A 15,293-nucleotide genomic window follows, 5' to 3' on the forward strand; every position below is an offset into this window, starting at 1 on the left:
ATCGCAAAAGCCGTTCTCGCGCCCAGGCGCTCGTGACGTCTTTCGTTGACGTTTTGCTGTTCAGTTTTCAAGGTTCATGTTTGCTGTCGTTCTTGACGACTTCTACAATACTAAAGCATATCGGCAATACTGTCAACAGATTTTCCAAATAAAATTATATTTAAAAAGTAATTCATCTTCCTTCTATATAAGCAGTAAAAAAGAAAAGTGAAAACCGAGGAATAAAACCCTCTGTCCTCACTTGATTTTCACTTCACGCAGCCTTGCTTCCTTTAACAGAAACAAATGCTTACTCTCGGCAATTTTTCGTTTAGCAATTATATACAAATCATAATCGTCAGACATTTCTTCCATTTCTTTGGCCACTTGCAGCTCTTGCTTGGCGGCGAAGAAATGGGAGATCAACTGCTCGTCAAACTCTTTTTTTAACTTACCTTTTCTTGAAAACAGCATTCGTCGATCTCCTCTATTATAACTCGCGCCGGCCCTCGAGCGCTTTCGATAAGGTTACTTCATCCGCATACTCAAGGTCTCCGCCAACTGGCAGTCCATGTGCAATCCGGGTTGTTTTGATTCCTGAAGGTCTGACCAACCGAGAAATATACATCGCTGTCGCTTCGCCTTCAATGGTCGGGTTTGTTGCCAGAATCAACTCGTCAACTTGCTCATCCTGTAAACGCTTCAGCAAGGACGGCACATTGATGTCTTCGGGTCCAATCCCTTCCATAGGAGAGATTGCTCCTTGCAGCACGTGGTATAAACCGGTGTAGTCACGCATTTTCTCCATGGCGATTACATCTTTCGGATCTTGCACTACACAAATCGTCGTGCGATCACGCTTTTGGTCCTGGCAAATATGGCAGGGATCTACGTCCGTGATATGGCCGCACACCGAGCAAAAACTAAGGTTCCGTTTTGCATCGACAAGGGCCTTCGCAAAATCAAGCACTGTATCTTCTTTCATTCCAAGCACAAAAAATGCCAGACGGGCCGCTGTTTTCGGCCCAATCCCTGGCAATTTCATAAAACTCTCCATTAATTTTGATATAGGTTCCGGATAATGCATAATTATTGCCTCCTACTACATTCCTGGAATATTCAAGCCCTTCGTGAATTTCCCCATTGTGGAATTCGCGTGATCGTCCGCTTTCTTGAACGCTTCGTTTGTTGCAACAACCAATAGGTCCTGCAGCATTTCAACATCTTCCGGGTCTACTACTGACGGATCCAAAACAATATCCAAAACTTCTTTATGTCCTGAAACAGTGACTTTGACCATGCCGCCGCCAGCTGCTCCATCAAATTTCATTGTGCCAAGCTCTTCCTGAGCCTCAGCCATTTGTTTTTGCATTTTCTGCATTTGTTTCATCATGCCTTGCATATTTCCTCCACCGCGCATAATTTATTCCTCCTAATATGTTTGTTTGTCAGTCTTCATGAACTTCGACGAAATCTTTTCCAAAAAGCCGTTCCGCTTCGGCGATGAACGGATCTTCTTCCGCTGCAGCACCTTCCTGGGAAAACGGATTTTCTTCTTCAGTGTCCGTCTCTTTTTCTTCATTGCCTGCTTTTAATCCGCTGCTTTTAATGAAATCTTCACGGATTTTCAGCCAACTTGCGTCAGGAACGTAAACCGGCGTATACGCTTTTCCTGTATACTGCTCCAGCAACTGGCTGAATGCCGTTGCGAAAGTCTGGTTTTCCGATGCCATCTGGCAATGAATATCATACTTGAATTTTAACACAAATGCATCACTTGATGCCGCTACGGGCTCTGCTTCATTCAATAAAGCGGAGTGCGATTTCTGAAGCTGCCCCATTACCGTAGCCCAATTCGTCTTGATGGCCTGAATATCCGGTTTTGTGGCGTTTTTCAGCACGTCCTGTATACGGCCTGTCGGGATTTTAAAGCCGCTTTGCACACGCTGCCGTTTTTTCTGTTCAGCAGGAGCTGGCGCCGCTGATCCGCCGCCGCCATTTTTCAGCTGCTGCTGCAATTCGCGGACAAGCTGTTCAAGCGTCGACACTTTCGCTTCGAGTTCAGGAGAAGCGGCTCCCGATGTCGTTGCCAGTACCGGTGTTTCCGCCTGCACCATTTTCAGCAACGCTGTTTCCATATAGATCTTGGTGTGATTGGAGAACCGCATTTCCTGCTGGGTCTTGGTCATGATGTCGATCCAAAGATAAAGCGTCGCCGGTTCAAATCGTTTTGCCAATTCCTCAAAACGGGGTTCATGGCTGGCAAGTTCCAGCATATCGTGCAGATCCGGCGCTGTCTGGATGAGAAGCAAATCACGGAAGAACGTGATGAAGTCTTCTACGAGCCGTACCGGATCTTTGCCGTCGCGCACCAATTGCTCCAATAAAGTCAAAGCCTGGCCAATGTCTTTTGCCAATAACGCATCAGCGATTGAATAAAACATATCCTGGCTGATTGATCCCGTCACCAGCAACGCATCTTCGATGGTCATTTCGTCTCCGCTGAATGACACAACCTGGTCAAGGAGACTGAGGGCGTCCCGCATTCCGCCTGCTGCTGCCTGCGCAATGATTTTCAGCACTTGTTCATTGTATGGAATGTTTGCATCGTTAAGAACTTCCACCATACGAAGGACGATATCCGCTTGTGTATGCGATTTAAAGTCAAAACGCTGACACCGGGAAATGATCGTCAACGGCAATTTATGGGGTTCGGTGGTCGCCAGGATGAAGACGACGTGTTCCGGCGGTTCTTCCAACGTCTTCAAGAGTGCATTGAACGCACTGTTCGATAACATATGGACTTCATCGATGATGTAAATCTTAAACCGCGAATTCGCAGGTGAAAAACGGACCTTTTCAATGATTTCACGCATTTCCTCAACCCGTGAATTGGAGGCCGCATCAAATTCGATGACATCGGTATTGGATCCTTCCATAATGCTCAAACAGGAAGAACATTCATTGCAAGGTTCGGAAACCGGTGCCCTTTCACAGTTCAGCGCTTTGGCAAAAATCTTCGCCGCACTTGTCTTCCCTGTACCCCGGGGACCGGAAAACAGATAAGCGTGTGTCGTCTTATTGTAAAGGAGAGCATTTTGAAGGGTTTGTTTGACATGCACCTGACCGGTCATTTCAGAAAAGGACTGGGGTCTGTATACACGGTAAAAAGCTTGATACGCCAACGGTTTTCTCTCCTTTTAGAAAATATGTTTTTCGTCCTTCCATTATACCATAAACCCGCCTTTTCTCTTAAGGTTTTCGGGCGGCTTTCACTTGCAAAAAAATGAAAAAAGAAACAAAAAACCTGCCCGCATAAAGCGGACAGGTTCATATTATAAATTTAATGCCGTGCACCTTTCTTCGACTGCTGCACATAAGCGTTACCCATGTCGCTGGCTCGATCTAGGCGATCCCGCGGCACATGAGAAGTTCCACTTAATGCTGCTTCCTTCCGGACCTGACATGGTTCATGGGTTCCCATTGCGCAGGACCCAGATGTCAACACTACGTGCATGAGGCAGACCTTACATGCAAACAGCCTCGGAAAGGAATTCAGTCCTGCTAAAGCGGATTGCAGGTTACAGGACACCGCTATCTTCCCACCTAGCACGGCATTTACTAGTATACGAATTTTCCACGAAAAAATCAATCCGTAAGGCTGTATCCGTTGAAATTGTTTTAAGAAAAGGCAGTAAACCAGCTCTTTTTGACTAAAATAAAGAAACCAGAAAAAAATCACACGAAAGTGTTGACAGTATTTATTGATCCATGTTAAATTAATTCTTGTCTGATACGGAGGAATACCCAAGTTTGGCTGAAGGGATCGGTCTTGAAAACCGACAGGGGAGTCAAATCCCGCGGGGGTTCGAATCCCTCTTCCTCCTCCATTTTTTGAATTTACGCGCATATAAATTCGAGATTGGATTCGTTACGAAAGTAGCGAATTTTTTTAACCCATATGTGACTGAAAATTTCGATTCGATTAAATATTACTTTTATGAGGCTTTCCTGACGGAGAGCCTCTTTTATATTTCCCGGGAAATATAGAAAAGCGACAGCGCCCGTTAAGCTCTGACAGGCATAAGGCGGACCAGCGTAGTGGCGCTCTATGCCACGCAGCTGGTTTGACTTATGACCAGAAGAGCTGGACCGTTGGAGTCTGGACACCAGAAAAGCGACCGCACCCGGACAATAAAAAACAGTGAGCGATTATACAATCCGCCCACTGTTTTTATTTTATTTGCGCAGCACTAAAGCCTGCTGCATGAAGTTGCCGATGCGTTCAACAATCTGCTCCGAACATTCAGGGTCGTTCAACAAATCGTAATCGTTGATGTTCAGGCGTAGTACCGGACAACCGTTGAATGTGTTGATCCAGTTTTCATAGCGCTGATGCATTTCAATCCAATAGTCGATTGGTGTCTGCTGTTCCATCTGGCGGCCGCGTTCCTGGATGCGCCCGATGATATCATCAATCGAACCTTCGAGGTAAATCAATAAATCCGGGTGCGGGAAATAAGGCGTCATCACCATGGCTTCAAAGAGATTGGTGTAAGTCTCGTAATCCACGTTGTTCATTGTGCCTTTTTCCCAATGCATCTTAGCGAAAATGCCGGTATCTTCGTAGATTGAACGGTCCTGGATAAAGCCGCCGCCATATTCGAACATGCGCTTTTGCTCCTTAAAGCGTTCAGCCAGGAAATAAATCTGCAAATGGAAGCTCCATTTTTCAAAATCATCATAGAATAGATCCAGGTAAGGGTTCGAATCCACTTTCTCGAAAGAAGTGCGGAATTGAAGCGCGTCTGCCAAAGCCTTTGTCATTGTCGATTTGCCGACGCCGACTGTTCCTGCAATCGTGATGACCGCATTTGCCGGAATACCATATTTTTCACGTAAATTCATATCGTTAAACTCCTTTGTTGTAGCGTCTCATCTACTTTGGATAGGATCAGCTGCAGATCAGCTTCGTTCTGGACAAAATCTATTTCATCTCCGTTAAAGCGGAGCACAGGGATTTCAGGATGCGTGCGTTCAAAATGCTCGATGAACTCATGGTAATCGGCAGCGAGCTGTTCCATATAATCGGCTGTGATCATCGTTTCGAATTCACGGCCGCGGAGTTTGATGCGTTTCATCAGGGTATCAAGGCTGGCGTGCAGGTAAATGACCATATTCGGCTTCGGCATATCCGCTGTCAGGATTTTGTAGATTTCCTCGTATTTTGCATATTCCTCAGGCGGCAAAGTGCGCTTGGCGAAGATGAGGTTTTTAAAGATATGGTAGTCGGCTACGACCGATTCCTGTTTCGAGATGAACTTCTTCTGTATATCGGTCAATTGCTTATAGCGATTGCATAGGAAGAACATTTCCGTCTGGAAGCTCCATTCTTCGATGTCTTCATAGAACTTATTTAAAAACGGATTTTCATCCACGATTTCTTTTAATAATTTGAATTGATTCTGATCAGCAATCGCTTTACTCAACGATGTTTTCCCTACGCCAATCGGCCCTTCTACCGTGATAAATGGCACCGGCATCCGAAGCCCCCCTTTTTCTTTTCATGTACGTTCGTTGACCTTAATTTTACCATAGACATCACTTGAAAAGTAGTGGCAAAAAGCACCCGCCAAATTAATGGATGGGTGCTTTGAATGTTCCGCCGTGAACTTCCTGTGTGCTCATGATGGTCAGGAACGCCTTCGGGTCAATGTCGTGGACGACCTGTTTCAATTTTGTAATCTCGAGCCTCGTGACAACCAGATAGATGACATCCTTCTCATTTTCGTTATAACCGCCCTTGCCATGAAGCTTCGTAACGGTTCTTCCAAGACGGTCATTGATGGCCGATCCCAGTTCCTCAAATTCATCCGAAACGATGATAACCGACTTCGTGTCATTCAATCCTTGGATGACCGCATCAATGGTTTTGGAAGCGATGTAATAAGTCAGAATCGAATACATCGCCTGTTGCCAGCCAAGAACGAATCCGGCCCAGCTGAAGATGAAAATATTGGCGAACATGACGAATTCCCCTACAGAAAAAGGCAATTTTCTACTGAGCAGGATGCCGAGAATCTCCGTGCCGTCGAGCGCCCCTCCGTTTCGAATGACAATCCCGACACCCGCTCCAAGCAATAAACCACCGAATACTGTGGCCAGCAGCGGATCATCGACAAATGGTTCGAGTCTATGCATCGGGATTTCGACAATTGCCAATGCCACAATTGAAAAGATGGAGGAAAGAAAGAAATTCCGTCCGATGTGCTTATAGCCGAAAAACAGGAACGGTAAGTTAATGATGACCAACAAAAGCCCGAAAGGCAGATTGGTCAAGTAATCCAGAATCAATGAAACACCGATAATCCCGCCATCAATGATGGCATTAGGAACTAAAACTAGCTCAATGGAAGCCGCTGCCATCGTTGCACCGATCAGCATGGCTATGTAACGGCCTAACAGATGGGGAATAGTCTCTTTTTTATGTTCTTTTTTATATAATTTTTTTTGCTTTTTTTTCATAAGAGGCTCCCCTTACTATTTGCTTCTTTGTTTATTTTAATCTTCCTTCTGCAATTTGTCGCCCTTTGATTGAAAGACTGACTGCCTCAATTTGAAGAAAGATGCTAAACTGTGCTTAAGGAGAGATGCATGATGAACGGCTTGGAACTGGACCAGCATTATATGAAAATGGCGATAGAAGAAGCGAATAAAGCAGCAGCCAAAGGAGAAGTGCCTATCGGCGCCGTCATCGTCCGCGATGGGGAAGTGATTGCACGGGCACATAACCTGCGGGAAACGACGCAGAATGCCGTCACCCATGCGGAGTTGCTGGCAATACAGCAGGCCTGTGAAGAACTTGGAAGCTGGCGCCTGGAAAACACTATCCTTTACGTAACGTTAGAGCCTTGCCCGATGTGTGCAGGCGCCATTCTGCAATCACGGATTCCGAGAGTTGTCTACGGCGCCCGGGACGTGAAAGCGGGATCGGTCGATTCACTCTACAGGTTATTGAACGACGACCGTTTCAATCATCAATGCGTTGTAAAAGAAAATGTATTGGCTGACGAATGCGGAGGGCTGCTGACACAATTCTTTCGAGGCTTGCGGGAGAAAAAGAAAAAACGGAAGCTCTTATAGAGTTTCCGTTTTTTCTGCTTCCAGAAATTCCATAATCAGCCGGTTCAAAATCACTGGCTGCTCATGATGTACCCAGTGGGTAGCCTGCCCGATCAGTACTAACTCTGCTTCGACGCAGAAATTCAAGCTTTCCTTCGCCAGTTGCTTAGACAGGGATTGATCGCCGACTCCCCACAGAATGCGTACGGGCACATCGATCTTCCTCTTCGGCGTCTGGCGGAAGCTGCCTTTTGGCAATGCCCGGTACCAATTCAACATTCCGGTCATAGCACCAGGCTGTGCCCATGCTTCCCCATACTGCTCAAAGTCTTCCTTAGAAAACGCATTTTTCCGGCTGGTATTTGTCATGGCCTGCTTCATAAAACTGAAATCTTCCGCTGCCATCATCGCTTCCGGCAGCTTGGGCACCTGAAAATACAGCATGTACGAGCTTCTTATCCATTGCAAAGGGTTTCGCATCATCACTTTCGGCATTGCCTGCGGATGTGGGATATTAATAGCAATCATTTTTTCCACCAGCTCAGGCTTGGTTGCAGCCAGCTGCCAGGCAACCGCGCCTCCCCAATCATGTCCGACCACAAACGCTTTTTCTTTCCCGCTCTGCTCAATCAGACCCGCAATATCATCCCGCAAATCATTCAATGTGTAATTTTCTGCTCCCGGCGGTTTGCTGCTCCAATTATAGCCCCGCTGATCTGGTGCCATCACGCGGTAACCCTGCCCCGCCAAAGCATTAATCTGATGCTTCCAGCCATACCAGAACTCCGGAAAGCCGTGCAGCAGAATCACCAGCGGTCCATCTTCCGGACCCGCCATTGCCGTATGCAGCGTTACACCATTCGTTTCAACCGATTGAAAAGAAAGATTCTCCAAATTAAAAACTCCCTTCAATTCTCCTGCTTACCCATACCCTTTCTGCCATCAATGAACCCCTGTCTTTTCCGCATATAAAAAAAGAAAGCTCCATAAGCGCGATGCTTACGGAGCTTTCCGGTTTTATTTGATGAATTCTTTGCCGCCTATGTACGGACGCAATACTTCCGGAATGCGGACAGAGCCGTCTTCCTGTTGGAAGTTCTCGAGCAAAGCCGCAACGGTACGGCCAATCGCCAACCCACTGCCGTTCAATGTATGAACAAATTCCGGCTTGCCGCCTGTCTCACGGCGGAATTTGATATTGGCGCGTCTTGCCTGGAAATCTTCGAAGTTACTGCAAGAAGAAATTTCACGGTACATTTCCTGGCTTGGAATCCACACTTCGATATCGTATTTCTTCGCTGCCGTAAATCCAAGATCCGCTGTACACATTTTCAGCACGCGGTATGGAAGTCCCAATAATTGAAGCACTTTCTCAGCGTGGCCCGTCAATTTCTCCAGCTCATCATAAGATTCTTCCGGCTTCACAAAGCGCACCAGTTCGACTTTATTGAATTGATGCTGACGAATCAATCCGCGTGTGTCGCGCCCGGCAGAACCCGCTTCAGAGCGGAAATTTGCGCTGTAAGAAGCAAATGCCTGCGGCAGCATGGTGCCTGTCAGGATTTCGTCGCGGTAAAAGTTCGTCACCGGCACCTCAGAAGTCGGGATCAGGAAATAATCCTCTTTCTCGATCAGGAAAGCGTCTTCCTCGAATTTCGGCAATTGCCCTGTACCCGTCAAACTTTCACGGTTGACCAGATATGGCGGCAGCATTTCTTCGTAATCATGTTCTTCCTGGTGAAGGTCCATCATGAAATTGATCAAAGCGCGTTCAAGGCGTGCCCCAAGGCCGCGATAGAAAACAAAACGGCTGCCTGTGACTTTCGCTGCGCGTTCAAAATCGACGATGTTCAAGTCTGTTGCAATATCCCAATGAGGTTTCGCTTTGTAGCCGAATTCCGGCTTGTCGCCCCATGTACGGACTTCTTCGTTATCATCTTCAGAATCGCCAAGCGGAACACTGTCGTGCGGAATATTCGGCACGCGCATCATGATATAGTTCAGGCGCTCTTCAACTTCCCGCAATTCATCGTCAATCGTCTTGATTTTGTCGCCCACTTCACGCATTTTCGCGATAGCTTCATCGGCATTTTCTTTATTGCGTTTCATGACTGCGATATTCTGGGAAGCCTCGTTGCGCTCGGCTTTCAATTTCTCTGTCTGCGCAATCAACTCCCGTCGCTTGGCATCAAGCGGCTGGAAATCTTCCAGGACGGAAATATCCTCCCCCCGCTTCGCAAGCTTGCTCTTCACTTCTTCAAAATGTTCCCGTACAAATCGGATATCCAACATGATAAATTCCTCCTCTTGTTTTTGGCGCAAATGGAAAAAAGACAACAAAAATAGCCCACATCCCTGTGAAAGGGACGAGAGCTACCCGCGTTGCCACCCTGATTAACCGGCAAAAAAGACCGATTCTCTACATCACATAACGGCATTAAAACCGGCAATGGCTTATTTCGCCATGCAACTCCGGGGTGGATTCAAACGCGTTTTTCACCGGTTCGCACCAACCACCGGCTCTCTTTGGAAAAACAGACATTTTACTAATTCCCATCAACGTTTCTTCTTTTAAATTAATCATACTTTACTATAATCTCTTCTTTTTGGCAAGAGGCCGCGGCCGCCATCCAACTTTGTCGAAACTCTCCCTTTCCGTTATACTTAAACTGACCTTGTGAATAAATCATAAATTCACATAATAAAGATGCCAGTTGGGAGAGATATGAATGGATATGCTCATGTTCCAATTAAATAAACAAAGCGCCACCCCCATCTACAAGCAACTCTATATCGAAATAAAACAGGCTATCATCGATGGCAAAATCTCTGTAGATACAAAGTTGCCGAGCAAACGGAAATTGGCTGAATTCCTGGATATCAGCCAAACGACCGTGGAACTGGCTTACGGTCAGCTTGTAGCGGAAGGTTTTATTGAATCCCGGCCTCGTAAAGGCTATTATGCCCAAGCAGTCGAGGAACTCGCTTATCTTGATTTACCGCAGGAGGAACCGATAATTCCAGAAAAAATCAATTATCAATTTGATTTTAATCCGGCGCAAATCGATACAGGATCCTTTCCCTTTTCCACATGGCGCAAATTGGCCAAGGAAGTTCTTGATGAATCGAACGGGGAATTCCTGTTATCCGGCCATCCCCAGGGTGATGACATACTGCGGCAGGAAATCGCCCGCTACCTGTTCCAGTCACGGGGAGTCGTCTGCCAGCCAAACCAGATCATCATCGGTTCCGGGACAGAGCAATTGATGCCGTTATTAATCCGGCTGCTCAACAAAAATTTGATTTTCGGCTTTGAAAATCCCGGGTACGCCCTCACCCACAGCATTTTCAGCCACCACGACCGGAAGTCACTGCCGATCAGCATCGATGAAGATGGCATCAATATGGAAGAATTGGAAGCTTCACCGGTAGATGTGGCGTACGTCACCCCTTCCCACCAGTTCCCGACAGGCTCTGTTTTAAGTGCCACAAGACGCGCCCAATTATTGAACTGGGCGACCGCTAAGCCCGAACGTTACATCATTGAAGATGATTATGACAGTGAATTCCGCTATACCAGCCGGCCGATTCCCGCCTTGCAAAGCATGGATTTGAGTGGCAGGGTCATCTATATCAGCACATTTTCAAAATCGCTGATGCCATCCCTCCGGATTGCCTATATGGTATTGCCGAAGACCTTGCTCACTGAATACAATAAAACCTTTCTGCATTATTCGTCTTCCGTGCCACGGCTGGATCAGCAGATAGTGGCCCAATTCATGAAAAAAGGGCATTTTTCGAGACATCTCAACCGGATGCGCAAACTGTATAAAAAGAAACTGGAAAAATTGACAGCTGAATTGGCTTTATTCGCGCCAGCGGTGAAAATTTCTGGAGAGCAAGCGGGGATGCATGTCGTTTTGACCGTACAGACGTCACTTAGTGAGAAACAGCTGATTGAACGTGCAAAAGCAGCTGGCATCCGGGTTTTCGGCCTGCATTCCTATGATGTCGGTAAATCAGAAAGCCCTTCTCCCCGCATCGTCATAGGTTTTGGCGGATTGGCTGAAAAGCAAATAGAAGAAGGCATCCATCAACTCATGGCAAGCTGGGAAATCAGCAAAAGAAAAAGCAGCTCATCCGTATAAGATGAACTGCTTTTTATTAGAATAGACCTTTTACAAAATCAACAGCGCCATTCCACATAGTAGAGAAGAAGCTGCCAACTGCCTGCAGGGAAAGGGAAAACCAGTTGGCGCGCTCAACGCTTTCAGTTGTGATGACTTCAGCGCCGCTCGCTGAACCATCCAAATAGCCGTAATCAGATCCCGATTCCTTAGTCAGGTTAACGGTTCCGACCACTTTGTCTTTTTCAATCGATGCTTCCAGTTTGCCATTATCAAGAAGAGATTCATCAATTACCAATTCAGGAACATAAGCATCTTTCTCGCTTGAACGGACCATCATCGTAATTGGCTCTTTAACAGCAATTTTAACTTCATCTTCTTGACCTTTGGCTACCGGCAAAGCTTGCTGATCTTCAAACTGGTAACCGGCAGGAATGATTTCCTGTCTTGTAAATTGTCCAAAACCGAAATCCATCAATGCGCGGGTTGCATCAAAACGGGCTTTATATGAACCGACGCCTTCACTGTCCACGGCTTTCATTACTACAGTAATCAAACGGACATCCTCGCGTTTCGCTGTGCCAGTGAAAGAATGTCCAGCAAAATCAGTTGTACCTGTTTTTAGTCCATCCATACCTTCATATTCGTATACCAAGCCTGGAAGCATGAAGTTCCAGTTCGGCATTTCTGTTCTGTCATCAGTGCCATCGCGGAAAACCGCTTTGGCAATGCTTGTTGTTTCAAGAACTTCCGGATAATCTGTCATCAACGCTCTCGCTAATTTCGCTACAGAACGTGCAGTCATGACGTTTTCGTCAGTTTCTCCAGTTCCGTCCGGATGCATGCCTTTCAAATCGGCATTATTCAAGCCTGTCGAGTTTACGAATTTTGTATCTTCAAGCCCCAGTTCTTCAGCTTTTTTATTCATCAGGCGAACGAATTCACCTTCGGTTCCGGCAATAGTTTCTGCGATGCCGATGGTTGCAGCGTTAGCTGAATAAATCGCCAAAGCTTCATATAATTCTTTGATGGAATAAGTTCCGTCAGCACGAAGCGGCACGTTGCTGAGTGCTCTGTCTTGGGAAACCTGATATGTAAAATCAGTTACACTGTACTGCTGATCCCAAGTTATACGCCCATCTTCGATTGCTTCAAAAAGAAGGTATTCTGTCATCATTTTCGTCATACTTGCGACACCAAGAGGCGTGTCAGCATTTTGTTCAAATAGGATTTTTCCACTTTCAGCATCCACCAAAATAGCGGCGTCTGCCATTATATTCAATGATTCGTTCGCGCTTGCCTGTTGCGGAACGATGATAGAAGTCATAAACATAGCTAATACAGTAAGCAACATTGTCATCTTAAAAACGTTCTTCAAATCTCTCTATACCTCCATTAATCTGTTTCCCCATGCTATTCTATCATATTATTAATGTCCTGAAATAAAAATATGCAAAAAGCACTCTTTACCACCGGATAATGATGGAAAAGAGTGCTAAAAGGTTCAACTTTTATTATATTGAGTAGTTTGGTGACTCTTTTGTAATTTGAACATCATGCGGATGGCTTTCGCGCAATCCAGCACCGGTCATACGGATGAATTGGGCTTCATTGCGCAATGTCTCCAAATCTTTCGTTCCGCAATATCCCATTCCTGCACGGATTCCGCCAAGCAATTGATGGATGGTGTCAGTAAGTGGCCCTTTATAAGGCAATCTTCCTTCGATTCCTTCTGGTACCAGCTTTTTCGCCTCATCCTGGAAATAACGGTCTTTCGATCCTTTTTCCATAGAAGCGATTGACCCCATTCCCCGGTACGTTTTAAAACGGCGGCCTTGGAAGATTTCAGTTTCTCCAGGGCTTTCCGTCGTTCCGGCAAGAAGGCTGCCGAGCATTACAACATGTCCGCCAGCTGCAAGAGCTTTGATAATATCACCGGAATATTTAATGCCGCCATCGGCAATAATCGCTTTTCCGTGTTTCCGAGCCTCTGTTGCGCAATCATAAACTGCTGTAATCTGAGGGACACCCACACCGGCTACGACGCGTGTTGTACAGATTGATCCTGGGCCGATACCAACTTTAACCACGTCTGCTCCAGCTTCAATCAAGGCTTTTGTTCCTTCTGCTGTTGCAACGTTTCCAGCTATGATTGTCAGGTCAGGGAATTGGGAGCGGATTTCGCTGACCATTTCCAAAACGCCTTTTGAATGGCCGTGTGCAGTATCCAAAACCACAACATCCACTTGCGCTTTTACAAGCTGCTCAACTCGTCTTAGCGTATCGGAAGTAACACCCACTGCGGCGCCAGCAAGAAGGCGGCCATGGGAATCTTTTGCTGCAATCGGAAATTCAATGACTTTCTCGATGTCCTTAATTGTGATTAAGCCTTTTAGCATTCCTACATCATCAACAATCGGTAATTTTTCAATTTTGTATTGCTGAAGAATTTTTTCTGCATCTTCCAATGTAGTGCCGACTGGAGCTGTAACCAGTTTCTCTTTCGTCATGACATCATTGATTTTCAATGAATAATCCTGAATAAAGCGGAGATCGCGGTTTGTAATGATGCCAACCAACTTCAATTCTTCTTCGTTATTTACAATCGGCACACCTGAAATACGATATTTTCCCATCAAATGCTCTGCATCATACACTTGGTGCTCTGGAGTCAAAAAGAAAGGATCTGTAATAACGCCATTTTCCGAACGTTTAACTGTAGTTACCTGTTCTGCTTGCTCTTCAATGCTCATGTTTTTATGAATAACACCGAGGCCGCCTTGGCGCGCCATGGAGATCGCCATTTTTGCTTCAGTCACAGTATCCATCCCAGCACTGATAATAGGGATGTTCAATTTCAGTTCTGGAGTTAACTCCACTGATAAATCTATATCTTTCGGCAATACTTCCGAATGTCCTGGAACAAGCAATACATCGTCAAAAGTCAGACCCTCTTTTACAAATTTCGATTCCCACATTATCGACACGCCTCCCGCTTCCTATTAAATATTATTGTAAGGTTATCAGTGGGCATGAAGGGTGTCAAGAATTCAAAAATAGAAAAAGTATTCCGACTAATCTTATAGAATAGTCTTCAGATCTTCTTCGATTTCCAGTGGCGAAGATTGAGGGGAATATCTTTTAATGACATGCCCTTCTTTATCTATTAAAAACTTCGCAAAGTTCCATGCAATTTCTTCAGCCTCTATATCCTCATGCTTTGAAGTCAGATAAGTAAATAGGGGATCTGCGTTTGCTCCTTTAACATCTGTTTTTGCAAACATAGGAAACGTTACTCCATAATTCATCTGGCAGAATTCCATCGTTTCTTCCTGATTTTCAAATTCCTGATTATTGAATTGAGAACTTGGAAAGCCAAGGATTTGAAAATCTTTACTGGAATACTTTTCATAGAGTTTTTGAAGGTCTTCAAATTGAGGTGTCAATCCACATTTGCTTGCTGTATTGACTATTACCAGCGCATTTCCTTTAAACTTTTCGAGTGATTCCATTTCTCCCTGTAAATTTTTTACTTTGTAATCATAAACTGAAACCATTTTATCAACCTCCTGAGTTAATTTAAGATTATATAACTACTGATGGAGAAACAAGCAATAAACTATCTATCTGAATTAATTACCAAACCACTTCTATAAATTTCTTAATTTAATGAACAACAAAAAAGGCCGCTACCGCTTGCGCGGTAACGACCTTCTTCTGTGTGCCCAGCGGCGTCCTACTCTCACAGGGGGAGACCCCCAACTACCATCGGCGCAAAAGAGCTTAACTGCCGTGTTCGGGATGGGAACGGGTGTGGCCTCTTTGCCATCGTCACTGGACTATGTGGTTATTTCTGAAAGACAAGTTTTATTATATCAACTCTGGCGAGTTTTACAAGCCCTTTTTTAGCAGCTTCTCGCTTTTTTATTCTTTCAAAACTGGATAAACGACGGTGAAACATTTTTGATGCAAAGCAATTCATAAAAGTATTGGTTAAGTCCTCGATCGATTAGTATTCGTCAGCTGCACGTGTCGCCACGCTTCCACCTCGAACCTATCTACCTC

14 protein-coding genes, 1 tRNA gene, 1 rRNA gene, 1 other RNA gene and 1 other annotated feature are annotated in these 15,293 nt (G+C 45.5%); of the genes, 3 read left to right on the forward strand and 14 right to left on the reverse strand.

What is annotated here, in order from left to right:
* Positions 1-237: 237 nt before the first annotated feature.
* The 5 genes from DP120_RS18085 to ffs form a co-directional block, all read right to left on the reverse strand.
* Positions 238-453, reverse strand: a complete 216-nt coding sequence (locus DP120_RS18085; protein WP_112225064.1) for a YaaL family protein — start codon at positions 451-453, stop codon at positions 238-240.
* Positions 454-469: 16 nt separating this feature from the next.
* Positions 470-1,066 carry a recombination mediator RecR gene (gene recR / locus DP120_RS18090; protein ID WP_084242151.1) on the reverse strand — a complete coding sequence of 199 codons (597 nt, stop codon included), beginning with the start codon at positions 1,064-1,066 and terminating at the stop codon, positions 470-472.
* Between the two features lie 15 nt (positions 1,067-1,081).
* Positions 1,082-1,399 (reverse strand): YbaB/EbfC family nucleoid-associated protein, encoded by a 318-nt coding sequence (locus DP120_RS18095; RefSeq protein WP_112225066.1) that lies wholly within the window; start codon positions 1,397-1,399, stop codon positions 1,082-1,084.
* Between the two features lie 28 nt (positions 1,400-1,427).
* Positions 1,428-3,164, reverse strand: coding sequence for a DNA polymerase III subunit gamma/tau (gene dnaX / locus DP120_RS18100; protein WP_112225068.1), 1,737 nt, complete (start codon positions 3,162-3,164; stop codon positions 1,428-1,430).
* A 164-nt stretch (positions 3,165-3,328) separates the two neighbouring features.
* An RNA gene (gene ffs, locus DP120_RS18105) (signal recognition particle sRNA large type) lies at positions 3,329-3,594 on the reverse strand.
* A 182-nt stretch (positions 3,595-3,776) separates the two neighbouring features.
* On the opposite strand from ffs, the gene DP120_RS18110 reads away from it, so the two are divergent.
* Positions 3,777-3,869 (forward strand) — tRNA-Ser (locus tag DP120_RS18110).
* A gap of 349 nt (positions 3,870-4,218) precedes the next feature.
* Here DP120_RS18110 and DP120_RS18115 read toward each other — a convergent pair.
* The 3 genes from DP120_RS18115 to DP120_RS18125 form a co-directional block, all read right to left on the reverse strand.
* Positions 4,219-4,887 (reverse strand): deoxynucleoside kinase, encoded by a 669-nt coding sequence (locus DP120_RS18115; RefSeq protein ID WP_112225070.1) that lies wholly within the window; start codon positions 4,885-4,887, stop codon positions 4,219-4,221.
* Positions 4,884-5,522, reverse strand: coding sequence for a deoxynucleoside kinase (locus tag DP120_RS18120; RefSeq protein ID WP_112225072.1), 639 nt, complete (start codon positions 5,520-5,522; stop codon positions 4,884-4,886). Before DP120_RS18120 ends, DP120_RS18115 begins: the two co-directional genes overlap by 4 nt.
* A gap of 94 nt (positions 5,523-5,616) precedes the next feature.
* Positions 5,617-6,504 (reverse strand): YitT family protein, encoded by an 888-nt coding sequence (locus DP120_RS18125; protein WP_112225074.1) that lies wholly within the window; start codon positions 6,502-6,504, stop codon positions 5,617-5,619.
* A 132-nt stretch (positions 6,505-6,636) separates the two neighbouring features.
* Between DP120_RS18125 and tadA the strand changes: the two genes are divergently transcribed.
* On the forward strand, positions 6,637-7,122 hold the full coding sequence (gene tadA / locus DP120_RS18130; protein WP_112225076.1) for a tRNA adenosine(34) deaminase TadA: 486 nt from the start codon (positions 6,637-6,639) through the stop codon (positions 7,120-7,122).
* On the opposite strand, the gene DP120_RS18135 is transcribed toward tadA, so the two are convergent.
* Positions 7,117-7,995: an alpha/beta fold hydrolase gene (locus DP120_RS18135; RefSeq protein ID WP_112225078.1), complete on the reverse strand. Its 879-nt coding sequence runs from the start codon at positions 7,993-7,995 to the stop codon at positions 7,117-7,119. The two genes, tadA and DP120_RS18135, sit on opposite strands and share 6 nt — an antisense overlap.
* A gap of 123 nt (positions 7,996-8,118) precedes the next feature.
* Positions 8,119-9,393, reverse strand: coding sequence for a serine--tRNA ligase (gene serS / locus DP120_RS18140; protein ID WP_112225080.1), 1,275 nt, complete (start codon positions 9,391-9,393; stop codon positions 8,119-8,121).
* 67 nt (positions 9,394-9,460) lie between these two features.
* Positions 9,461-9,670: a binding site (T-box leader), on the reverse strand.
* A gap of 160 nt (positions 9,671-9,830) precedes the next feature.
* Here serS and pdxR point away from each other — a divergent pair.
* Complete coding sequence (pdxR, locus tag DP120_RS18145) at positions 9,831-11,249, forward strand: MocR-like pyridoxine biosynthesis transcription factor PdxR (protein ID WP_112225081.1); 1,419 nt, start codon at positions 9,831-9,833, stop codon at positions 11,247-11,249.
* A 16-nt stretch (positions 11,250-11,265) separates the two neighbouring features.
* On the opposite strand, the gene DP120_RS18150 is transcribed toward pdxR, so the two are convergent.
* From DP120_RS18150 to rrf, 4 genes are all read right to left on the reverse strand, one after another.
* Complete coding sequence (locus DP120_RS18150) at positions 11,266-12,606, reverse strand: serine hydrolase (RefSeq protein WP_112225083.1); 1,341 nt, start codon at positions 12,604-12,606, stop codon at positions 11,266-11,268.
* Between the two features lie 136 nt (positions 12,607-12,742).
* Complete coding sequence (gene guaB, locus DP120_RS18155) at positions 12,743-14,206, reverse strand: IMP dehydrogenase (protein WP_112225085.1); 1,464 nt, start codon at positions 14,204-14,206, stop codon at positions 12,743-12,745.
* Between the two features lie 102 nt (positions 14,207-14,308).
* The gene (locus DP120_RS18160; RefSeq protein WP_112225087.1) at positions 14,309-14,785 is read right to left on the reverse strand and encodes a glutathione peroxidase; all 477 of its coding nucleotides are present in this window, start codon (positions 14,783-14,785) and stop codon (positions 14,309-14,311) included.
* Positions 14,786-14,951: 166 nt separating this feature from the next.
* Positions 14,952-15,067, reverse strand: a 5S ribosomal RNA gene (gene rrf / locus DP120_RS18165).
* Positions 15,068-15,293: the final 226 nt, after the last annotated feature.

Origin of the sequence: Planococcus halotolerans, from assembly GCF_003289955.1 — a bacterium.
Classification (GTDB): domain Bacteria; phylum Bacillota; class Bacilli; order Bacillales_A; family Planococcaceae; genus Planococcus; species Planococcus halotolerans.